Source organism: Propionispora vibrioides (genome assembly GCF_900110485.1).
Taxonomy (GTDB): domain Bacteria; phylum Bacillota; class Negativicutes; order Propionisporales; family Propionisporaceae; genus Propionispora; species Propionispora vibrioides.
On the sequence record NZ_FODY01000029.1, the window covers coordinates 15,584 to 38,356 of the forward strand.

At 51.0% G+C, this 22,773-nt stretch carries 21 protein-coding genes; 14 read left to right on the forward strand and 7 right to left on the reverse strand.

Annotation, left to right across the window (positions count from 1 at the left end; all coding sequences use genetic code 11):
• The first annotated feature begins 37 nt into the window (after positions 1–37).
• The 4 genes from BMW43_RS17875 to BMW43_RS17890 are packed head-to-tail and all read left to right on the forward strand — an operon-like array spanning position 38 to position 5,540.
• Positions 38–517, forward strand: a complete 480-nt coding sequence (locus BMW43_RS17875) for a PTS sugar transporter subunit IIA (protein ID WP_091750941.1) — start codon at positions 38–40, stop codon at positions 515–517.
• A 26-nt stretch (positions 518–543) separates the two neighbouring features.
• Positions 544–1,635, forward strand: a complete 1,092-nt coding sequence (locus tag BMW43_RS17880) for an NAD(P)-dependent oxidoreductase (protein ID WP_091750944.1) — start codon at positions 544–546, stop codon at positions 1,633–1,635.
• A gap of 49 nt (positions 1,636–1,684) precedes the next feature.
• Positions 1,685–2,518 (forward strand): class II fructose-bisphosphate aldolase, encoded by an 834-nt coding sequence (locus BMW43_RS17885; protein ID WP_091750947.1) that lies wholly within the window; start codon positions 1,685–1,687, stop codon positions 2,516–2,518.
• Between the two features lie 16 nt (positions 2,519–2,534).
• On the forward strand, positions 2,535–5,540 hold the full coding sequence (locus tag BMW43_RS17890; protein WP_281246134.1) for a sigma 54-interacting transcriptional regulator: 3,006 nt from the start codon (positions 2,535–2,537) through the stop codon (positions 5,538–5,540).
• Between the two features lie 169 nt (positions 5,541–5,709).
• Here BMW43_RS17890 and BMW43_RS17895 read toward each other — a convergent pair whose 3' ends face one another.
• The 7 genes from BMW43_RS17895 to BMW43_RS17925 form a co-directional block, all read right to left on the reverse strand.
• Positions 5,710–6,339 (reverse strand): TetR/AcrR family transcriptional regulator, encoded by a 630-nt coding sequence (locus tag BMW43_RS17895; protein WP_091750953.1) that lies wholly within the window; start codon positions 6,337–6,339, stop codon positions 5,710–5,712.
• A 188-nt stretch (positions 6,340–6,527) separates the two neighbouring features.
• On the reverse strand, positions 6,528–7,694 hold the full coding sequence (locus tag BMW43_RS17900) for an ABC transporter permease (protein ID WP_091750957.1): 1,167 nt from the start codon (positions 7,692–7,694) through the stop codon (positions 6,528–6,530).
• On the reverse strand, positions 7,691–8,854 hold the full coding sequence (locus tag BMW43_RS17905; RefSeq protein ID WP_091750960.1) for an ABC transporter permease: 1,164 nt from the start codon (positions 8,852–8,854) through the stop codon (positions 7,691–7,693). Before BMW43_RS17905 ends, BMW43_RS17900 begins: the two co-directional genes overlap by 4 nt.
• A complete protein-coding gene (locus tag BMW43_RS17910) occupies positions 8,854–9,879 on the reverse strand; it encodes an HlyD family secretion protein (RefSeq protein WP_091750963.1) in 1,026 nt (341 codons plus the stop codon). The genes BMW43_RS17905 and BMW43_RS17910 overlap by 1 nt, the downstream gene beginning before the upstream one ends.
• Before the next feature lie 192 nt (positions 9,880–10,071).
• A complete protein-coding gene (locus BMW43_RS17915) occupies positions 10,072–10,623 on the reverse strand; it encodes a TetR/AcrR family transcriptional regulator (protein WP_091750966.1) in 552 nt (183 codons plus the stop codon).
• 208 nt (positions 10,624–10,831) lie between these two features.
• Entirely contained in the window at positions 10,832–11,563 is a 732-nt protein-coding gene (locus BMW43_RS17920) for a response regulator transcription factor (RefSeq protein ID WP_091750969.1), read from the reverse strand.
• Positions 11,564–11,574: 11 nt separating this feature from the next.
• Positions 11,575–12,783 carry a sensor histidine kinase gene (locus BMW43_RS17925; protein WP_091750972.1) on the reverse strand — a complete coding sequence of 403 codons (1,209 nt, stop codon included), beginning with the start codon at positions 12,781–12,783 and terminating at the stop codon, positions 11,575–11,577.
• A 472-nt stretch (positions 12,784–13,255) separates the two neighbouring features.
• Between BMW43_RS17925 and eutM the strand changes: the two genes are divergently transcribed.
• The 10 genes from eutM (at position 13,256) to BMW43_RS17975 (ending at position 22,750) form a co-directional block, all read left to right on the forward strand.
• Positions 13,256–13,540, forward strand: coding sequence for an ethanolamine utilization microcompartment protein EutM (eutM, locus tag BMW43_RS17930; RefSeq protein WP_091750975.1), 285 nt, complete (start codon positions 13,256–13,258; stop codon positions 13,538–13,540).
• 18 nt (positions 13,541–13,558) lie between these two features.
• Complete coding sequence (pduB, locus tag BMW43_RS17935; protein WP_091750978.1) at positions 13,559–14,329, forward strand: propanediol utilization microcompartment protein PduB; 771 nt, start codon at positions 13,559–13,561, stop codon at positions 14,327–14,329.
• A gap of 29 nt (positions 14,330–14,358) precedes the next feature.
• Complete coding sequence (locus BMW43_RS21840) at positions 14,359–14,928, forward strand: BMC domain-containing protein (RefSeq protein WP_177173664.1); 570 nt, start codon at positions 14,359–14,361, stop codon at positions 14,926–14,928.
• 10 nt (positions 14,929–14,938) lie between these two features.
• Positions 14,939–15,568 (forward strand): phosphate propanoyltransferase, encoded by a 630-nt coding sequence (locus BMW43_RS17945; protein ID WP_245732587.1) that lies wholly within the window; start codon positions 14,939–14,941, stop codon positions 15,566–15,568.
• Positions 15,565–16,431: an ethanolamine utilization protein EutJ gene (gene eutJ, locus BMW43_RS17950; protein ID WP_245732593.1), complete on the forward strand. Its 867-nt coding sequence runs from the start codon at positions 15,565–15,567 to the stop codon at positions 16,429–16,431. Before BMW43_RS17945 ends, eutJ begins: the two co-directional genes overlap by 4 nt.
• A gap of 3 nt (positions 16,432–16,434) precedes the next feature.
• On the forward strand, positions 16,435–17,235 hold the full coding sequence (locus tag BMW43_RS17955) for a flavoprotein (RefSeq protein WP_091750984.1): 801 nt from the start codon (positions 16,435–16,437) through the stop codon (positions 17,233–17,235).
• Between the two features lie 14 nt (positions 17,236–17,249).
• Entirely contained in the window at positions 17,250–18,692 is a 1,443-nt protein-coding gene (locus BMW43_RS17960; protein WP_091750987.1) for an acetaldehyde dehydrogenase (acetylating), read from the forward strand.
• 13 nt (positions 18,693–18,705) lie between these two features.
• Positions 18,706–18,969 carry a EutN/CcmL family microcompartment protein gene (locus BMW43_RS17965; protein ID WP_091750988.1) on the forward strand — a complete coding sequence of 88 codons (264 nt, stop codon included), beginning with the start codon at positions 18,706–18,708 and terminating at the stop codon, positions 18,967–18,969.
• 18 nt (positions 18,970–18,987) lie between these two features.
• Complete coding sequence (locus BMW43_RS17970) at positions 18,988–20,127, forward strand: 1-propanol dehydrogenase PduQ (RefSeq protein ID WP_091750991.1); 1,140 nt, start codon at positions 18,988–18,990, stop codon at positions 20,125–20,127.
• A gap of 73 nt (positions 20,128–20,200) precedes the next feature.
• Positions 20,201–22,750, forward strand: a complete 2,550-nt coding sequence (locus tag BMW43_RS17975; protein ID WP_091750993.1) for a glycyl radical protein — start codon at positions 20,201–20,203, stop codon at positions 22,748–22,750.
• The last annotated feature ends 23 nt before the right edge of the window (positions 22,751–22,773 follow it).

Sequence of the window (22,773 nt, forward strand, 5' to 3'; positions counted from 1 at the left end):
GCCGTGAGGCAACTGCACGGCTAAGAGGGGTAGACGCATGGAGTCAACAGCAGAAAGCATCTATTACGATGCGGTTATTTTAGAAGATATGAACAGCAAAGAAGAAATTATCAGTTGCCTGGCCAACTATTTGCAGCAGAAGGGATATGTCAATGAACAGTACCAGGCGGCTACGCTGGAACGGGAACTGGAATATCCTACGGGGCTGCCGACCAAGCCCATTGGCGTTGCCGTACCTCATTCCAAAGCGGAAAATGTGATCAGGCCGGCGATCGTTATGGCCATCTCAAGAAAGCTGGTGGAGTTTGGAGAAATGGGCAATGCCGGTGCAAGCCTGCAGGTAGGAATTGTGTTTATGCTGGCGCTGCAAGGGGAAAACAGACATTTGAATTTCCTGAAACACATCATAAATTTTTGCAAACAGGAAAGCAATGTGACCAGGCTGTATCAGGTGCCGGCTAGGGAAGAAGCCTACCGGATTTTCCAGGAGGAAATTTTGCCTGGCACCAGGGAATAGCCAAAACGGAATGGAGGAATCAGAACGTGGATAAAAGTAAAAAGCTAAAAGTCCTGGTAGTTGGTGATGAATGGGTGCATACTAAGGACTTGATCCATATAGCCCAGGACGTGCTGCAGGGCTATGACTATGAATTGGATTCGTTTGATGTGATCATGGATAAACCGATGAGCCGGGACAGAAGCGATGATATTGGTGACGATACGGTTACCGAGTATTGCGGCCATCCGCAGCAGCTCATTGACCGGATTGCCGGCGTCCAGGTACTGATCGTTCATACGGCGCCGGTTACCAAGCAGGTGATTGCCGCCGGAAAAGACCTGCTCGCTATCGGCTGCTGCCGGTCGGATGCCGTTAATATCAATATTGAGGCCGCATCGGCAAGGGGAATCTACTTTTTTAACGCTCCCGGCCGTTCGGTGGAACCGGTATCCGATCTGACCATTGCCTTCGCGCTGCTTCTGGGCAGAAATATTCTCAAAGCGGACCAGTATGTGAAGGCCGGCCGCTGGGCTGCCGACATCAACCGGGACGTGCCGGTCTGGGATGAGTTTGTTACCTTCCGGGGTATTACGTTTAAAAATAAAAAATTCGGCTTGGTTGGCTTGGGCAAAATCGGTAAGCGGGTGGCGGAAAAGGCCAAGGGCATCGGACTTCAGGTGCTGGTGTACGATCCTTTTGCCAAAGAGGAGGCCTTCGCGGGGTATACCAGAATCACATCTCTGGAAGAACTGTTTACCGTCTGCGATTTTATCTCTATTCATGTGCCGCCTTTGCCGTCCAATAAAGGGCTGATCAGCCGAAAGCTGTTTAGCCTGATGAAACCTACCGCTTATTTTATCAATATTGCCCGCGGGGAAATTATTGATGAAAACGCGCTGATTGAAACGCTTCAGCAGAAGAAAATCGCCGGTGCCGCCCTGGATGTTTACTATACCGAGCCGCTGCCCCAGGAAAGTCCGCTGACTTCGCTGGATAATGTGATTCTGACACCGCATCTGGCCGGGCAGCGCAAGGATCTATCGGAAGGTTCGGCGGACATTTTGCGGGAGATGATGCAGCCATTTTTCCAAAGTAATTGTCTCGACACTTGTTTTAATAAAGACAAGATAAAATAACAGGCCACTGGAGTTGTGGAAAAAAACGTGATAGGATGAGGGTAAAGCCATGCTTGTAAATATGAAGACCCTGTTACAGGACGCTAAAAAAAATCAATATGGGATACCGGCTGCCAATGCCTGGAATGAAAGCACGGTGAAAGCTGCCATTGCCACAGCGGAGGCCCAGCGTTCACCGCTCATTCTGGCGCTTTATCCGGCTATGGCGGATATTCTGGAATTTGGCGCTATCGCCATTCCTCATGCCAGCCGGGCGCAGGTGCCTGTGGTCGTTCATCTGGACCATGGACAGGAGTTTGCCGACGCCGTAAAAGCGGTGCGCGCCGGATTTACCTCTCTTATGGTAGACCGGTCGACTTGCCCTTTTGAACAGAATGTGGCGGAGGTAAGGGAAATCGTTAAGATCGCCCACACGCTGGACATGAGCGTAGAAGCCGAACTGGGCCATGTAGGCAAGGGCAGCGAGTACCACAGAACCAAGAATGATGGTCTGACCGATCCTGGTGAAGCGGAGCGGTTTGTAGCGGCAACGGGAATTGATTGCCTGGCTGTGGCCGTGGGAACTTCGCACGGGATGTATGCGGGGACGCCGGAAATCCATTTCGACCTGCTCGCCAGGCTCAATCAGGTGGTGCCGGTGCCGCTGGTACTACACGGCTGCTCGGGAACGGGCGATGATAATTTGCAAAAGGCCATCCAATATGGTATCACCAAGCTGAATCTGTACACCGATCTGGATCAGGCAGGCTATGCAGTATTGGACCAGTTTTTCATTCAGGGGAAAGCGGCCAATATGCTGCAGGCGGAAGCCGCCATGACCGCCGGCTATGCAGCAAAGCTGGGCTACTATATGGAATTGTTCGGTTCCCAACAGCGCGTATAATTGTTGAGCTTGCTTGTTGGTAGCTTCAGGGGAATATGCTCACCGTGCAGGACACAACGGCATATTCCCCTTTCTTAAGTTGATATTCAGCATATGCAGGAGCAAGAGAGGAAGAACTATCTTGTCTGAAGAGGTAAAAGATACAATCAAGCAGTTAATTATGTCGGAAAGTGTGTATCATCCTTTGACCGATGAAGAAATTGCCCGGACGGTAGCGGTGCTGCGGGAAACGGTAACAGGCATCAGAAAAGAACTGCAAATTCCGAGTTCAAGGGAACGGCGCAAAAGGAATATAAAAGAAGCCATTCAGGCCGTAAGAACAAAGCGGCCTGCTGTTTCCATCAGCCAGCTTGTCCACTTGCTCAACGATCAGGGGTTTGAGGTCACGCGAAACTATGTGGCCGATGTAATTAATGAAAAACTGCCGTCTGTTGCTGACCCGGGCAGCGAAGAACCGGCGGTGCCTGAGTCGCGGCCGGAGGATTTTTCTACGCTGGTTGGTCATAATGGCAGTTTAGTTAAAAATATTCAACAGGCCAAAGCGGCTATTTTATATCCTCCCTATGGTCTGCCGACCTTGATTGTCGGTGACAGCGGCACCGGGAAATCAAAATTTGCCGAGTGCATGTACCAGCATGCCAAGAACAATCACATCCTAGCCGATACGTCGCCCTTTGTCGCTTTAAACTGTGCCGACTATGGCGATAATCCCCAACTGCTGCTGTCTATTTTGTACGGACATAAAAAGGGGGCCTTCACCGGTGCCGATCAGGATACGGCGGGCCTGGTAGAGCGGGCCGACGGCGGCATTTTATTTCTGGATGAAATCCACCGGCTGCCGCCGAAGGGACAGGAAATGCTGTTTTCCCTGCTTGATAAGGGTAAGTTTCGCCGGTTGGGCGAAGTGGACACCGAGCGGGAGTCACGGGTATATTTTATCGGAGCCACGACAGAAAGCATCGAGTCTTCGCTGCTGTTGACTTTTAGAAGAAGAATTCCCATGATTATTGAACTGCCTAAGCTGGAGGATCGCACTCTCCAGGAAAAGGCCCAGCTTATTTATGATTTTTTTCAGAACGAGGCTAACCGCACTAAGTGCAAGATTATGGTGAAAAGTAAGATTTTATCGGCCTTTGCCCTGAAAAAGTATGACGGTAATATCGGACAGCTAAAGAGTGAAATCCAGGTTACCTGTGCCAATGCGTATGTGGAAAAGATGAACAGCGGTAAAAATGAAATCAATATCGGGTTTAATGAACTTTTATATAATACCTTATTCCATGACAAACAAACGGCCGGTCAGCCGCGCAAAAGCGCCGTTATCTTTCAGGATACCTTATTTGTGCCCCATATTACGGCCACCAAGGTACAGCATGAGTATCCGGTGTTTGAGGATATTTATCAAAAGATAGAAGAAAAATATTATGAGTTAAAAGAAATGGACATTTCACCGCCGGAGATCGAGAAAATCATCTGGACTTTTGTGGTAAACAAATTTAAACTCATCGGGACGGAACGGTCGGAAGGCAAGCAATTAGTCATTGATGAGTTTAAATATTTGGTCGGAGAAACGATCAGTACCATCATAAAAGATTTTTACCTGCGAACCGGCTCCTTGTATCCCGACCTGAAGCTTAATACCAAAGTACTGATTTACCTGGCCATTCATTTGGGCGAAGCCATCAAACGGATCAAATACAATCAGGACATTATCAATCCTAATTTATCGTATATCAGACAAAACTTTGCCAATGAATATAACTTGGCGCTGCAACTGGCGAAGGACGTGGAAAAGGCGGAGAATATGGAGCTGCCCGAGGGCGAAATCGGCTTCATTGCCATGTATATCAAGGAATTGCTGCAGGTTACCAATAAAAAGAACAAGGTGGCCATCATTACCGTCTGTCATGGTAAAATCGCGTCGGAAATGATTGCCATTGTCCGCCAGCTTATGGGCGTGGATTTCCCGATTGCCATTGATATGCCCTTCAATACCAATCCAACCAAAGTGTTTGAGCAAGTTGTGGAAATTGCCCAAACCTTTGAGCCCGACATGGGCATTTTATTCTTTGTCGACATGGGTTCGCTGGTTAATATCGGTGAAGTCGTACAAAAAAGAACAGGCATAAAGACCCGCACCATTGACCGGGTGGATTTGGTATCGGTCATGGAGGCTGTCCGTAAGGCGTATATCTCCGATCAGGATTCGCAGGAAACACTGGATGATATTTACTATGAAATCATTCACTCCCGCCACTCCTACCCGGTACTGCCGATCGAAAATTCCGGAAAACCGCCGGTTATTGTCTGCATGTGTCTGACCGGTCGCGGGGTGGCAACCACTATTCGCGATGTCCTCACCGAATATTACCCTCATGTTAAAACTGAGACACTCAGTGTCGTGGACGAAGAGTTGAAACAAAAAATGACCGCACTGCGCAGCCAGTACAGCCTGATTGCCGTTGTCGGGACGATGAATCCCAAGCTACAGGGCGTTAATTTCATTCCTTTTGACTTTGAGTTTCATAAAAACCAGAAAATGCTGTTAGACTATCTCATCAGACAGCACCAGGGGAATACCTTGCAAAGCATTTTGCGGGAGGACCTGATTCTGCTGAATGGCAATTACCGGACTAAATTGGAAGTGCTGGAAGCGCTCGGCAGCTTGTTATTTAATAACGGCTATGTGAAAAAGCAATTTCTCCAGTCCATGACGGCCCGGGAAGATATGAGCAGCACTTGTTTTAAAAATGGGATTGCCATTCCTCATGGCTTGCCTTCCTTGGTCAATGAATCGGCGGTGGTGTTCATCAAACTGCAGCAAGCTCTCGAATGGGATCAGAACAAAAACAAGGTAAAGCTCATTTGCCTGCCGGCTGTCAAAAACGATGATGTTGGCATTATTACCGATTTGTTTTATACATTGAAGGACAAGGAACGGGTGCAAAGCCTGCTGGCAGCGGCCGGACCACAGGAATTTATCAATACATTGTGTTCCCTGTCAGCAAGCAAACACTCCTGACCATAAAAAGACGGCAACCGGCAATAGTACCTTATCAACCCTAATCCTGTGAATACTGACGGTCTATTTTCCGCAAGCCTTCGTTGTCGTCAGTCGGCATACTTCCTCCGCCCTTTTTACGAATACATCCCGCATGCCGGTTTTTTGCCGGAAGCGGGATGTGTTTGTTTTATAGAGTGCTGTCGGTTTTAGGGTGTTGGTTTTTAGAAAATAGAGCTTCATTTGCAATGCCATTAACAAATAAGTCAATAAACTCACGGGTGTATTCGTTAACTGCGGTTTTATCAGAGAAAGTTAAAACTTTATTAGTGATAAATAAGGATTGCAATAAATTAAATCCGATACAGGCAACGAAATGTTCGTCTATATTACGAAACTGACATTGCTGTTTGCCTTCCAGGATTACTTTGGCGATAAGTGCGCTTATTTCTTTTTCCACGGCAGTTTGAAACCGGTTAGTTTGTCCGAGGGAATGAATGGTATTATCTTGTTTTATAGTTGCATATAATAAAGACCGGTTTTCATAAAAATAAACACCGATAGTTTGCAATAGTTGTGATAACTGATAGACAGGAAGAGCGAGATTTTGTGTTTGAGTCAAGACCATAGCCTTAAGCTTTTCTAATTCATGAGTGATCAAACACATAAATAGTTCTTCCTTGTTAGGGAACTGTTGATATAGCGTTCTCTTGGAAATCCGGCAGTCACGACATATTTCATTTATCGTGGTTTTTTGAAAGCCGAAGCGGGAGAAGCGAATTTTGGCAGCTGAGAGAATTGAAAGCTTTACATCTTCCATTCGACTGCGCTCCTTAAGAAAAGTATTACTTGCGGTATAGATCCATCGAATACCTTGTCAAAGCCTAAAACTGTAGAATAATGGTATGGCTATTTTTCACAAGACAAGGTGGAGAAGGAGACATACCGGAAGTATGCTGACTGACGACAACGACGCTTACGGAAAATAGACCGTCAGTATTCACGGGATTAGAGTTGATAAGGTACTCGTCCCTTGGTATCAACATGGCTTTTTCTGTGGGAGTAGCACATGATTGTCATGCTGAAGAGGCTGGTTCCTAGCAGGAATAAAATCATACTGTTTTGGTAAAGAACCGGTGAATAGCCGGCAAGCATCAGCTCGCGAAGGGTGTTGGAAAAATAAGATAGGGGGAAGGTATAAGAGATAATTCTTCCGGCTCTATCCATAGCTTCCAGCGGCCAGGTATAGCCTGATAATACAAAGGCCGGGACGGTATAAGCGATGGATAGTCTGGTAAAGGTCAGTTCGGAATGGCAGAGGGAAGCAAGGAATGCTCCCAGCGAAACGGCGGCAAAAATAAAGGTAGAGGAGAGCAATAATAAACTGGGTAAGGAAGCTCTGCCGGGAATGTTAAAAAAGTATATGGCGGCCGATATGGTAAGGAAAAAGGTCAGTGTGCCTGAAATCCAATAGGGCAATAATTTTCCTGCCATGATGCTTAGCGGGTGGGACTGGCTTAATTCCTCCGGATGCCGGTATTCATGCTGGACGCTGGCACCGATTGCCAGGAAGATGCCCTGTTGAAAAGCGGCCATAGACAAGCCCAGAACAAAGAAGTAGAGATAACTTTGCGTCGGATTGTTAAGTACCCGCAACCGGAATTCAGCCGGAGCGGTCTTGTTCTCAGCCATAGCAGGCATTTGACCGGTGTTTGTTTCCGTTAACCTGGTGCCTGTTTCCTGAGAAAAGGCCGCAATAATCTCCTGGGCGGCTGTAGTTACCGTATTGGCGATGAGAATATTAGCGCCGTCAGCCATAAGCAGAACTGTGGAAGAGCGCCCGGCTTTGGCATCCTGGGTAAATTTCCTGGGAATATGTACGGCAGCGTACCCTTCTTTTTCCTGCAGTGCCTGTTCCAGCTCGGTCTGCGTTGAGACATAGTCGATGATTTGAAAGCGTTCGGAGTCGTCAAAAGCCTGAATCAGTGTGCGGCTGAATTGCGTTTGGTCTTCATCGCAGATAATTAAAGGCACTGCTTTTATCGTATGGGTACTATATAATAGACTGAATAAAATCAGATAGGCCAGGGATGCACCGAACAGGAAAACGGCTCGCCGGCGGTCTGTAATAAACAGTTGACCGATTTCCCGTTTACATATCTGCCGCCAATTCATGGGGAAACCTCCTTTGTGGTTTGCAGCTCAAACTTTTTCCGGCGAAGGGTAAACACCAGCAGGGTGGTTAGCTGGAGGACGAGGCCGCCGGCAAACATGCTAAGACTGTTTGACAGCAGGAATGGTGAGTAGCCTGCTAACAATATATCGCGCAGTGTATCTGCCATATAAGTGAGCGGCATAAGCGAGGAAAAAAATCGCGCCACCTCGTTCATGGCCAAAGAAGGCCAACTGAGGCCGCTGTATAACAGGCCGGGCATGATATAGAGCAGCGGTACCTGCAGAGCGGCAACTTCACTGCTGGTAATGGCCGAAAAGAAAAAGCTGAGATTAATGACGAGAAAGGTAAATGCACTGACCAGGAGCAGGAGGCTCAGCATATTTGTACGAACCGGTACCCCGAAGCCCACGTTCATGATAGCCAGGCAGATGATAAAGGCTACTGTGGCGCAGCCCCAGACGGGTAACAGCTTGCCGAGGACAAGCGTCGTTGCGGAGGTCTGCCGCCAGCGGGAAAGCCGGCGGTATTCCCGGGCGATAAGCGGGCCTGCCACCAACAGGATGGCGATTTGCAAGCCGTTAGCCGCTAAACCGGGCAGCATAAAATTGGTGTAGGAGGTAGTCGGGTTGCTAATAATTCTGATTCCCAATTTAACCGGAGCGGTAGTCCGCAGGGCCGGCGCCGGCAGTTGATTGAGCGCTTCCTGCAGTTTCTGGCCGGTGGCTGCCGAGAAGGTCTGTACAATCTCCTGACTGGAGGAAATTACGGCATTGGCAAACATCACGTTGGTCGAATTTGTTTCAATCAGAATTTCGGAGGACATGCCCAGTTTGATCTGCTGGCTGAACTTGGCTGGAATAGAGACGGCAACCAATGCCTTATCTTCCCGGAGCCAGCGTTCCATTTCTTCCTGCGTGGTAACTTGAGCAACAACTTTATAGCGTTCGGAGTCCATATACGCCTGAGTTAACGACCGGCTGCCCGTTGTCTGATCCTGGTCGTAGATGACAGTGGGGATATATTTAACGACATTGTTGCTGTAAGTGAAGCCAAAAAGGATGGTATACAGAATAGGCAGGCCAACAAGCAGCAAAACGGTGGGGGCTGCGGGAGCAAAGAGCCTGCGCAGTTCCAGCAGCAGCACTTCCTTTAGTTTCATCAGTTGACACCGTCCATCAATTTAAAGCGCATGCCGGGGCGGATTTTATCGGAATTGACCTGGATTTTGACATTAAAGGTAATAATATCGTTGTCGCCGCGTTCGTTGGTGGCCCGGTAGGTAGCAAATTCCGCCTTCTTGCTAATATCGACAACGGTCCCGTCTAAGATAAGATTGCTGTCCCGGCCCTGAACCTTAACCTGCTGCTGAACAGAGTAGCGGGAAAGGTCGGTCTCCTTTACTTTTAAATTGACCCAGTTGTCCAACGGGTCCTGGATGGCTACTAAAGGCATGCCCTGAGATACCATGGCTCCTTCTTCTACATACTTGGCGGTGACGATGCCGTCAAAGGGCGCGCGTATTTCTGTTTCGTCCAGAGATACTTCCACCTGCTGCAAGGTAGCTTGCGCCTGGGCCACTTTGCTGTGCATGGTGGCCTCATTGGCGGTATTTACATCGGTTTGCAGCAGTCCGGCCTGAGCTGCCTTTAAACCGGCCTGGGCCTGACTGTACGCAGCCTGAGCCACTTGATATTTGGTCCGGTACGTATCAAATAATTGTTTGGAAATGGCACCCGACGCCAGCAGTTCACTGTACCGGCTATAATCACTTTCAGCCAGCGCTAAATCGGACTGGGCTTTTTCTAATTGGGCTTGGGCGGTATGCAGGGCGGCTTTGGACGTTTGATCCTGCAGTACGGTAACGGTGGCGGCCTGGGCTGTTTGGGCCTGTAACGCATTGATATTGGCTTTTGCCTGACTGACTTGAGCGGCGATATCCCGGTTGTCAATACGCGCCAAAAGTTGTCCTTGGCTTACTTTGTCGCCTTCTTTTACGAGCAGGCTGACGACGCGTCCCGGTATTTTTGAGTTGATATCGACCTCCTTGGCTTCAGCCCTGCCCCACATTTCGGCAGTTGCCATGCTGCTTCCGCAGCCGGCCAGCATGGGGATCAATACAACTGATAATAGGATATAGATTGGCCAGTTCCAGGAACGGTTGTGCCTGATTCTGATTAAGGACATTTTCTTTCCTCCTTGTTAAATACCTGATATCTTAAGATAAAATCGGATTCCCCAGGGGTCCGGATGATGGAAAACAGAGACCGAAAGGAACTTTTGTACTTTTATGTACCGAAACGGTATTTTTGGTACTGACAGGGTATAAGTAAAGCGCCGCAATAGCGCATGTACCTATAGATAAAAGATCTTAAGTTATTATTTTACGGAAATTCCCTGGATGATTACATCCAGCATCGCCGACATGGCGTCCGGGTAGGTCATGTTGTTTTCACTGAGGAAACGGTAACTGTTCAAGTCATTCATGGTGCTAATGATCATTTGCTGAACGATCTTTATATTCACCGGACGGATAATAGCAGCCTCCATTCCTTGCGAGAGGAGGTCGGACAGACGGTTCATCCGTTCCTGGCGAAATTGGGTCACCTTTTTCCATTCCCCCGGATAGGTTAGGCGCAGATCGTCATATACACGGTCATGAAACGGTTCAAAAGCCTTCGGTGAAATCAATAGTGCGGCTTTTAACTTTTCAACAACCGGCAAATCGGAATTATATATTTTTTCCTCTTGCTCGCGCAGATCCTGTAACACAATATCCAGGATGGTGGCAATCAATTCATCCTTGGAGGAAAAATGTTCATACAGCGATGACTTGCTGATACTTAGCCGCTTAGTAAGGTCACTCATTGTAAATTTGAAACCCCGTAAATTGATTTCTTCTACGGTTGCCAGAATAATTCGATTGCGCAAATCATCACCTCATTAGTTTTGTACCGACAAGAACTAATCCGGTACTCTTCTTACAAGTGCATGATATACCAATTATTTTCTTGTGTCAATACCAATGTGCCGGAGAAGCTATTGTAATATTTTTATTGAAAAAGTGAAATGGAGCATCAAACCTAAGACAAAAAGGACGGCTTCCGTAGCAGGCGGAAGCCGTCCTTTTTGTCTTAAGTTAAAACCGGTGCTTTTGCCGGAATTGAAGCGGTGACAACTGTTCGTATTTGCGAAAAACCTTGGTAAAATAGGCGGAATCGGAAAAGTTGAGGTCCATGGCTATTTTATAAATCGGTACCGAGGTATGAAGCAGCAGGCTTTTGGCCCGGTAGACCTTCTGCTGATTGACGTATTCGGTAAAGGACTGGCCGATTTGTTCTTTGAAATAGCGACTGAAATATTTTTCGCTAAGGTGGACGCGGCTGGCCACATCGGTGAGTTGGAGGTTATCCAGGTAATGGGAGTTTATATAATCCAGCGCTTCCTGAATGGTGGTTTTTTCCTCGGTGACGGCCGGCTGAACCGGTGGCCGGCTGGTGGGGGTGCTGAGAATCTTGTCAATGCAGTCGTATAAAATGGCGGAGGAAAACGGCTTCAAGAGAAAGTCGAAGATACGGTATTTGATGGCTTCATGAGCATAGGAAAAATCATCATGAGCGGTGATAATAATCGTTTTGATCTGAGGGTGAAAGGCAATAATCTGCTTTTGCGCGTCCAGACCGTTCATTTCCGGCATTTTGATGTCCATGAGCAGGATATCCGGCTTAAATTGCTGGGCTTTTTGCACAGCCTCCTTGCCGGTCCGGGCATCTTCCAGCAGCATGATATGGGGATACCGCTGCTCAATCATCTTGCGGAGCGTAACCCGCTCCAGCGTTTCATCTTCACAAATCAGCAGGCTGTACATCATGGTGGCCTCCCTTACTGTTTCGGCAGTCTGATGCTGACGCAGGTGAATCCCATCGGCTGGCTTTCGATGGTCAGGCCATAGTTCTCTCCGTAAAGCCGGCGAATGCGATCATCCGTATTCCGCAGGCCCAAACCCAGCCGGGACGGCATCATTTCTTTTTTGCGATTGAACAGGTCGATCAGGTCGGGGGGGAAGCCGACGCCGTTGTCATAGACGCTGAGCAGCATTTCATTGCCGCCGGCTATTTTAGTCCCGTAAATTTTCACGGTGCCGCCGTCCTTGAGGTCCTCTAAGCCGTGGATGATAGCGTTTTCGACAATTGGCTGCAGCGTCATGGAGGGGATGCGCCAGTCCAACAGTTCCGGGTCGATGTCGACGACAAAGCTCATCCGGTCACCGAACCGGGTTTGCTGAATGGATAAATAGTGTTGGAGGCTGTCCAGTTCGACCGACAGCTTCGGTGTCGTTTCATTATTTTTTATGCTGTAGCGGAGATAATTGGACAAATCATAGATGAGCGCCTCGGTCTGGGGGGCGGTTTCCAGAATGGCCAGGCGGGCAATCGAGTTTAGCGCGTTAAACAGAAAGTGAGGATTCATCTGCGCCTGGATACGGCGCAGTTCCTGTTCCTTGGCAATTTTCTGGAGCTGCAGCCGCTCCCGGGTCTCGCGGGTCAGTTTTTCCTGAATCAGCTTTTTGACTCCCGATTCGGCCAGATAATTGGACAAAAAGGCGTAAAAGCGCAGACAGCGATGCAGATAGTCTTCCGACACCAGTTTGATTTCCTGTACTGTCCGTTTCAGGTCTGCCAGGGGCAGGTTGAATTTTTGGGCTAATTGGGCCAGCTTTACCTTGGAACGGTCCTCTTCGCGGACGAAGACCTGACCGCCCAGCACGCTGCCAATGTATACGTCGTCCACCACAATCGGTGCCGTGCAGTCTTTCAGTCCGCAATGGCATTCGTAGAGCAGCGGCTTGCCGACGCGCAGCGCTTTCAGGCTGGCGATCCGGTCGCAGTCGATGCAGCCCTGGCGGCCCAGCGGTGAGGAGCGGATTAACTGGCAAAAGGTTGTAAAGTTACTAAGACTGCCGATGGGTACACCGTTGGCGTCCACCGTGACTACGGAAAAGTCGACCATTTTGGATAGCTCATTTTGCAGAGCATTAAATTCTTTCACGTTGATGACGGTTTCAATAGACACGTGAAGTGCATTTTCCATGGTTTAAACAGCCTTTCTTTTAAAAAATCAGCCTGTGGATTTCCGGTAAAATTTCAAGCTTATTATACCACATATTCGGGATGGTACTAAAGCTGTGTGAATTTCCTGACAAATTAAGAAATAGTAAAATTTCCACCCCGGATTTTTGATTAATGGTAGGAAATTTCAGACTATTAACGGCTGTCTACTTTTAAAATGTGCAATAAACGTACCAATTTACCATAGAAAAAGTAGAAAATTTACCGCTTCTTGTTGCAAAAGTCACAAGCGATGTCCGGCGTTTTTCTTATAATTAAAATACAATCAGAAAAGTAAGAAAATTTAAACACCTTATGTAATGCGGGCAGGAAAAGCAAATTTGCCATAATTCCGGCCCGTCTGACAACAGGCACGCCAGGCAGAACGCTGATGTTTTTTATGCAAGCGTTTCAAGCTGCATAATGGCATAATAAAAAATTTTGGAGGTAACGAAATGGGACAGGAAGCATTAGGTTTAGTTGAGACAAAAGGGTTAGTCGGCTCCATTGAAGCGGCAGATGCCATGGTAAAGGCAGCCAATGTATCGCTGATTGGGTATGAAAAGATTGGCTCCGGCCTCGTTACGGTTATGGTCCGCGGCGATGTAGGTGCTGTGAAGGCAGCTACCGACGCAGGTGCCGCCGCTGCCAAGCGGGTTGGTGAAGTCGTTTCTGTTCATGTCATTCCAAGGCCTCATACCGATGTGGAAAAAATGCTCCCCAAATTTACTAAAGAGTAATCGGAGGTATAGAGAAAGATGGATTCTGAACTTTTGAAAAAAATTATCGACTCCGTTGAGGATACCAAGGCGGCCCCGGCTGGCCAGATCAAGCAGCAAGGCTGCAATATTACCGAATTTGTCGGTTCAGGCATGGGCGATACGGTTGGCCTGGTTATTGCCAATCTGGATTATCACCTGCACGAAAAAATGAAACTGGACCCCAAGTTCCGTTCCATCGGTATTGTCAGTTCCCGGACTGGCGGCGCACCGCATGTCATGTCGGCCGACGAAGCGGTCAAGGCAACCAATACCGAAATCGTGTCGGTGGAATTTTGCCGTGACACCAAAGGTGGCGCCGGTCATGGCAGTACGATTATCTTTGCTTCGGAAGACGTGTCGGACTCACGGCGTGCCGTAGAAATTCTGCTGACCAATCTGGAAAGAAATTTTGGCGATGTGTATGGCTGCGATGCCGGTCATATCGAGCTTCATTATACCGCTCGCGCCAGCTACGCTTTAAACAAGGCATTTTCCGCACCCATCGGCAAAGCATTCGGCATTACGGTTGGCGCTCCGGCGGCAGTGGGACTGTTGATGGCCGATGTAGCGATGAAAACAGCCAATGTAGATATCGTCACTTATGCCAGCCCGGCCGTCGGCACCTGTTTTTCCAATGAAATCATCATTACCTTCAGCGGTGATTCCGGCGCGGTACGGCAATCGGTGCTGGCCGCCCGTGATGTAGGTCTTGGCGTATTGCGCGGCATGGGGCAGGACCCCCAGTCTCTGACCAAGCCTAATTTATAATGCGGACGCACTGCGAAAGGTAGATGGCTATGATTAACAACGCGCTGGGCCTGATCGAGGTGGTGGGAAAACTGGCAGCCCTTGAGGCGGCGGATGTGGCGTTAAAAGCTGCCAATGTAACGCTGCTGGGAGTGGAAAATGCCACAGGCGCACTGATCACTGTCAAGCTAACCGGCGACGTCGGTGCGGTCAAGGCGGCCGTAGACGCTGCCGGGATGGCTGCCAGCCGGGTGGGAACGGTGATTGCCACGCAAGTCCTGCCGCGGCCGGCCCACGGAATCTATCCCCTGCTGACGGCGGAAGCGCCGGCAGGCGATGACCAACCGCCGGTCATGGCAGCAGAAGAGCCTGTGAGCCAGGAGTGCGCCGGGGAGGCACTGTCACCGGTAGAGGTGACGGAACCGGCTGTCGTACCGGTACCGGAAGCTGACGGGCAGCCGGAGGAAGTAGCGGAAGAAGAACAGGAAGCGGCTTATCTGTCGGCTGAGACGGAAGCGGAGGCTGACAGCAGGGCTACCTGCAATATTTGTCATGATCCGGTTTGCCCGCGGGAAAAGGGGCAGTCCGTAAAGCTTTGCATACATGGGCGAGGAAAGTGAGGAATTTTACGTGGAATGGACCCGGGAGGAAGCTGTTGTAGAGATTTTGTCCCGGTTGGAAGAAACGGAAGCCAACGGAACCATACCTATCGGGATTTCCAACCGGCATATCCATTTGAATCAGGCCGACCTGGAACTGTTATTCGGCAAGGAGCATCCGTTGACGGTGCTTAAAGAGCTTAGCCAGCCAGGACAGTTCGCCGCACGGGAGACTGTCTGCATTGCCGGTCCGAAAGGCTGCTTTAGCAATGTGCGGGTATTGGGGCCGGTCCGGCAAGAGAGCCAGATTGAAATCAGCCGCCATGACGCCATGGCGCTCGGTATTCAGCCGCCGGTCCGGGTATCGGGGGACTTAACAGGCGGCGCCAGTCTTTGTGTCAGCGGCCCCAAGGGCATGCTGGTCATGCCTGGCAAGGTCATTGTGGCCAAGCGCCACCTGCATATGACGCCGGTTGATGCCAAGCGTTTTCAGGTGTCCGACGGACAACTGGTTGCATTGGAAGCAGGCGGGGAAAAGCAGTGCGTGTTCCGGCAGGTGGTCGTCCGGGTCAGCGATCAGGCTGCGTTGGAACTTCATCTGGACGTGGATGAGGCCAATGCGGCTGACTTGAAAAACGGCATGACGGCAAGGCTGCTATGAAACGTGTCGCAAAAAAAACTTATCCGCCCGCCTCGATGGAGGCTGTCGATGAATATCTGACCCGTATGGAAGCGACGCAGCAAATCGCGAGCTTTTCACCGATTGACCTGGCATTACCGTTAAAGGTAGGTGTCGATCTGGGCACCTCTAATATCGTGATTACCGTGCTGGATAACCGGAATCAACCCGTGGCGTTCGCCTCGCGGCCGGCCCATGTGGTCCGGGACGGCATCGTCGTCGGCTTTATGGAAGCCGTGAACATTCTGGCCGAGCTGAAGGAAGCTCTGGAAAAGCGATTGGGGCTGACCCTGACAGAGGCGGCCACCGCTATTCCGCCGAACATTCTGCCCGGTAATGTGAAGGTTATTGCCAATGTGGTGGCAGCCGTCGGGTTTCGTGTCGTCAAGGTGATTGACGAGCCGGAAGCGGCAGCCCTGATGATGCGGGTAGCCGATGGCGCCGTGGTCGATATTGGCGGCGGTACAACAGGCATTTCACTGCTCCGGGACGGTAAGGTAGTCTACTCGGTGGATGAGCCCACCGGCGGCACCCATATGACGCTGGTAGTTGCCGGGAATACCGGGCTGGAATTTGACCGGGCGGAAGACTACAAGGTGCTGCCGGAGAACTATGCCCGGGTGTTTACCATGGTTCATCCGGTTATTGAGAAGATGGCCCAGATTACCAAATCCAATTTACGGGAAAAGGTCGGGGCGCTCTATTTGGCCGGTGGTGCCAGTTGTTTCAAGGGAATTCAGGACGTATTCGAGGCGTATACGGGCATCAAAACCTATAAGCCGGAGAATCCCCTGCTGGTGACTCCCATTGGAATTGCGCTGTCCATTCCCTCGGTGGAGGTGTGAGGTATGGCAAACATACCGCTTGAATCCGACCTGTTGCAGCGGATCGTCCAGGCTTTACTGCCGGTACTCAACAAAAACACCCTTGTCTTTTTTACCGGTGGCGCCGCGGCAGCTAGAGCTGACGAGTGGCTGAAACTGGTTGACCGTTTGCTGATTACCGAAGCGAAAATCGTAGTGTCTCCGGCCTTTTGCCAACTGGCGCCCGAACTGTTTGTTCAGCGGCTGGGGTCAAGGCTCCTGACTGAAGAAGCCGCCATGCGGCGATTTATCCAGACAGCTCATCTAGGAGTTGTACCGGTGTTTACCCGAAACACGCTGGCCAAAGCGTCGCTGGGTATTCAGGACAATCTGATCACCAACGGCATTGCCGCCGTATTGATGAGGGGGTTGCCGCTGATTGGCGTCAAGGATAATTACCATCCTGACAATGACCATACCCGTGCGATGGGCTATCAGGCCAATCCGGCCTATAATGCCTTACTGCTGGGTTATGAGCAACAGCTTAGCCGGCTGGGTGCGACGCTGGTTGATTCCGGCGAATTCACCCCGGCTATGGAACGGACACTGTATCCCGGTGTGTTCGGCAAAACGGCGCAAAGCCGGGAAGCCAAACCACAAGGCAGTCCGACGGTAAAAAATCTGGCCAATCAACCGGTCATTACCTGGCAGGAGCTTAACGGTGTGGCACCGGGAGCAACGGTGGTAATCAAGGAAAACGCCATTGTGACGCCGTTAGCCCAGGAATACATCAAGAAGCAGGGCATTGTGCTGCAGCCTGCCGGACAGCAGCCAAAATCAAACTAAAGAGGTTATGAGCGATGGATTTCGATAAAGATTTACAAAGCATCCAGGAAGTCAGAGATAAAGTAAAGCAGGCCAAACAGGCCGCGGCCCGGTTTAGCGAATATGCGCAGGAGACAATCGACCAAATTGTCGCCGCCCTGTGTGCCGCCGCCTTAGACAATGCCGAGCAACTGGCTAAGCTGGCCAAGGAGGAAACCGGTTACGGGAAGTGGGAAGACAAGGTGGTTAAAAACACCTTTGCTGCCCGGACGGTGTATGAATCCATGCAAGGCTTGAAAACGGTAGGCATTCTCCACGACGACCGGGAGAAAAAAATCGTGGAAGTCGGTGTGCCGGTAGGAGTCATTGCCGCGCTGATCCCGTCGACCAATCCCACCTCGACCGTTATCTTTAAAGCACTGATCGCCCTGAAAGCGGGTAATGCTATTATTTTTTCACCTCATCCGACAGCGGTACGGTGCATCCGGGAAACGGTGCGGATTTTGCAGGAAGCGGCGACGCGCAGCGGAGCGCCGGAAGGCATCCTTAACTGCCTGACCCTTCCGACGCTTGAGGGTACTAATGCGTTAATGAAACATAAAGACGTCAGCCTGATTCTCGCCACAGGCGGCGAGGCGATGGTCCGGGCGGCTTACAGTTCCGGCACCCCGGCCATTGGGGTAGGTCCGGGCAACGGCCCGGCCTTTATCGAGCGGTCAGCCGATATTCCGCAGGCAGTGCAGCAGATTCTGGAGAGTAAAACCTTTGATAATGGTGTAATTTGTGCGTCGGAGCAGTCCATTGTGGTCGAGGAAATCATCCGGGACGCAGTCATTGCCGAAATGAAACAACGGGGCTTTTATTTCCTTAGCCAGGCTGAATCGGAGACGTTAGGCCGTCTCCTGTTACGGCCCAATAAGACGATGAATCCGGCCATCGTCGGACGCAATGCCCAGGAAGTGGCTGTGCTGGCCGGCTTGTCGGTACCGGCCGATGCCAAGGTGCTGGTTTCGTTCCAGGACACCGTTTCCTACGATAATCCGTACAGCCGGGAAAAGCTGACCACCGTACTGGCTTTTTATACCGAGCCTACCTGGGAACGGGCTTGCCTCCGCTGCCTGGAGCTGTTGCACAATGAGGGCAAGGGTCATACCATGACCATTCACTCGAAAAATGAAGCGGTGATTCGCGAATTCGCGCTCAAGAAAAACGTATCCCGGCTGCTGGTTAACACCCCGGCGGCGCTGGGCGGTATCGGAGCCACCACGAATCTGGTGCCGGCTTTGACTCTGGGCTGCGGGGCGGCAGGCCGAAGCTCCACTTCCGATAATGTGGGCCCGCTAAACTTGATCAATATAAGGCGTGTCGCTTATGGTGTCCGCCCAACTCCGGCGTCGCCGGCCCCGGCCGTGAGCCCCAAGGCGGACGTACTGGATATCGAAGCGCTGGTGCGCAGCATTATCAGTCAGACCAAATAAAGGATGTGTCAGTATGCACTTGGCCAAAGTGATCGCTAAAGTAGTCGCCACGCAAAAAGCGGAAAAACTGGTAGGCGGCAAACTGCTCGTGATTAAATCGGTGGATGAATACCGAAATTTGATGGACCATGAGCCGCCGTATGTGGCGCTGGACTGCGTGGGAGCCGGCGTAGGAGACTGCGTGCTGGTGGACTGGGGCGGCAGCGTGGATAATGATCCCCGTATGGTCAGCGATATGTCCATTGTCGGTATTATTGACACCATTGAATTTGAATAAAGAAAGGAGGGGCTGTGAGTGGCTGCCAATGTGTTTCAGGTCCGGCCGGTGCTGTATTATGGCGTTGCGACCGCCGAAGTGATCGAACAGTGCGGGGCGAAAAAAGCGCTGGTTATTACCGATCCGTTTATGAAAGACAGCGATTTGCTGACGTCCATTCTCCAGCGACTATCGGCAAAAATGGATTACCGCTTGTTCGCCGATATACGTCCCGACCCGGACGTGTCGCTGGTGGCCCGGGGGACAGAGGCCCTGCTGGCCTACTCGCCCGATCTGGTGATTGCCGTCGGTGGCGGATCGACCATTGACACGGCGAAAAGCATCCTGTATTGCGTGAAACAGGCGCTGCCGGATCGGGAAGCTATTAAGTTTATTGCTATTCCTACTACCAGCGGCACCGGCTCGGAGGTTACCAATTTTTCCATCGTAACGGTGGACGGAAAAAAGCTGGCGATTGTTGATGATCAATTGGTGCCGGATATTGCCATTCTGGATGCCGCCTTTACCGAATCGGTACCGCCGGTCGTGACGGCCGATACGGGAATTGACGTTTTAACCCATGCGCTGGAAGCGTACTTTTCGACCCAGGCATCCAACTATACCGATGCGCTGGCGGAAAAAGCCATTGAATTGGTGTTCACTTATTTGCCGCGGACGGTAAAAAACGGCAAGGACAAAGAGGCCAGGGAGCAGATGCACGATGCCTCCTGCCTGGCGGGGATGGCCTTTACCAACGCCTCCTTGGGCATTAACCATTCTCTGGCCCATGCTTTGGGCGGCAGCTTCCATATTCCCCACGGCCGGGCCAATGCCCTGCTGCTGCCGGGAGTGATCGGCTACAATGCCGCCAGCCCCGTGGTTGCCCGGCGATGCTTCCGGTTGGCCGGCTTGCTGGGACTTTCACCCGCCGACCAGGCGGACGGGGTGCGGCGCCTGCTGGCGGCTGTGCGCATTCTGATCGGCAGTATTGGTATACCCGGCAGTCTGGCGCAAATGAATATTGAACGGGAGGCTTTCTTCCGGGAACTGCCGGCCATGTGCCAGGCAGCGCTTGATGATAAATGTACGGCCACCAATCCTGTAGTACCTTCTTCGCAGGAACTGGCGATTCTTCTAACACAAGTTTATACCGGCCTGGCGCCGGACGAGGTTGCCTGAGGAAAGTTTTACGGTCTTAATGATTAACAGGTAAACAATGACCATATTTTACTATATTTAGGAGGTTCTAAAGGTGAAACAGGTACTTGATATTTCTCCCGTGAATCAAAGTCCGAGAATTCAGAAGCTGATCGACGCCTTATATGCGAGAAATCCCGAAGTAGAGGCGGAACGCGCCTGCCTGATTACCGAGTCGTACCAGCAGACGGAAGCGCTGCCGATCACTTTACGCCGGGCCAAAGCCCTGGAGCACATCCTGGATCATATGACTCTTGTCATCCGCGAGGATGAATTGATTGTGGGCAATCTCACGGCAGCGCCCCGGTCGACGCAAATCTTCCCGGAATTCTCCTTCCAGTGGCTTACCGAAGAATTTGATACGCTGGCCAAACGGACTGGCGACGTGTTCAATATCAGTGAAGAAACCAAACGAAAGCTGACGCAGGTCTTTGCTTACTGGGGCGGCAAAACGGTTAACGAACTGGCTACCGAATATATGTATCCGGAAACCAAACTGGCGATGAGCCATAACGTATTCACCGTTGGCAACTATTATTTTAACGGTGTGGGCCATATCAGCGTCGATTATGAAAAAGTGCTGAAAGTCGGCTTTAACGGAATCATTCGCGAAGCGGAACAGGCGTTGGCTGAGGCTGACCGCGCCTGCCCGGACTTTATCAAAAAACGCAACTTCCTCGATGCCGTGATTATTACCTCGCAAGCGGCTATCCGGTTTGCCAACCGCTTTGCCGATCTGGCCGAGTCGATGGCTTACCAAGCCGGCGGTAAACGGAGCCAGGAACTGCAGACGATAGCCCGCAACTGCCGCACTGTTCCGGCCAATCCTGCCGGCAGCTTTTATGAAGCGCTTCAGTCCTTCTGGTTTGTGCAGGCCATCATTCAGATTGAATCCAACGGACATTCCATTTCCCCCATGCGATTTGATCAATACATGTATCCCTATTACCAAATGGACATGGCTGTGGGCCGCCTGACGAAAGACAGCGCCCAGGAACTTTTAGACTGCCTGTGGGTCAAATTCAACGATATCAATAAAGTGCGCGATTCCGGTTCCACCAAAGGCTTCGGCGGCTATCCGATGTTTCAGAATCTCATTGTTGGCGGCCAGGACCAGGAAGGGATTGATGCGACCAACGAACTGAGCATTGCCTGCCTGGAAGCCAGCGCTCACACCAAACTGCCGCAGCCATCCATTTCCATCCGGGTCTGGAATAAATCGCCCAATGAATTCCTCATCAAAGCGGCGGAAGTTTCCCGCCTTGGCTTAGGCATGCCGGCCTATTACAATGACGAAATCATCATCCCCGCCCTGGTCAACCGGGGACTTACCCTGGAGGATGCCCGGGATTACGGCATTATCGGCTGCGTAGAACCGCAAAAGGGCGGCAAAACCGAAGGCTGGCATGACGCCGCATTCTTCAATATGGCAAAAGTCCTGGAACTGGTTATGTATAACGGCAGGCTGGACGGTGTTCAGGTCGGACCGCAAACGGGTGAATTCACCTCTTTCACGTCTTTTGAACAAATTGAAAAGGCCTATCACGAGCAAATGGAATATTGTGTCGGCCTGCTGGCCAATGCGGATAATGCCGTTGATTTAGCCCATGGCGCCCGCTGCCCGCTGCCGTTTGTTTCCTCCATGGTCGATGATTGTATCGGCCGGGGCCAGTCCATTCAGGAAGGCGGCGCCTGGTACAACTTTACCGGTCCGCAGGGCGTTGGCGTAGCCAATGTGGGCGATTCGCTGCTGAGCATCAAAGAACTGGTCTTCAACCGTAAGCTTTATACCCTGGCTCAGATCAAGGAAGCGGTGGAGCAAAACTTTGGCGGTGCCCATAACGGCAGCGGCCATGCCCAGGTTAGCCCCGATATCATCGAGGAAGTCATTCGCCGGATGCTGGCTGACGGCAAAAAGATTACGCCGGAACAACTCGACAAACTGCAGCAAATCGCGAAGAATGGTCTGCCGGCAGCCGCTCCGGCGACGACAGGCGGTAAGTACGACAAGCTGTTGCAGGATATTGATACGGTACCTAAGTTTGGCAATGATGTGGCCGAAGCCGATGAACTGGCCCGTTATGCCGCCCTGACCTATTGCCGAGCCGTTGAAAAATACAAAAATACCCGCGGCGGTAGATTCCAACCCGGCTTGTATCCCGTATCCGCCAATGTGCCGATGGGCGGCCAAACCGGGGCAACGCCTGACGGCCGCAAGAACGGCGAGCCTTTGGCCGACGGCGTGTCGCCTGTTTCCGGCCGCGATGTGAACGGACCGACGGCTGCTGCCAATTCGGTTGCCGCTCTGGATCATGCCATTGCTTCCAACGGTACGCTGTTTAATCAGAAATTCCATCCTTCCGCTTTAAGCGGCCGGGCCGGTCTGGAAAAACTGGCTGCTCTCGTACGGGGCTATTTTGATCAGAAGGGCATGCATGTACAGTACAATGTAGTCAGCCGGGAAACCTTGCTGGACGCGCAAAAGAATCCCGACCAATACCGCAATCTGGTAGTCCGGGTAGCCGGCTACAGCGCCCACTTCATTTCCCTGGACAAGAGCCTGCAAGACGACATCATCAACCGCACGGAACAAATGTTTAACTAATCCTGTAAACAAGTCGATGCTCA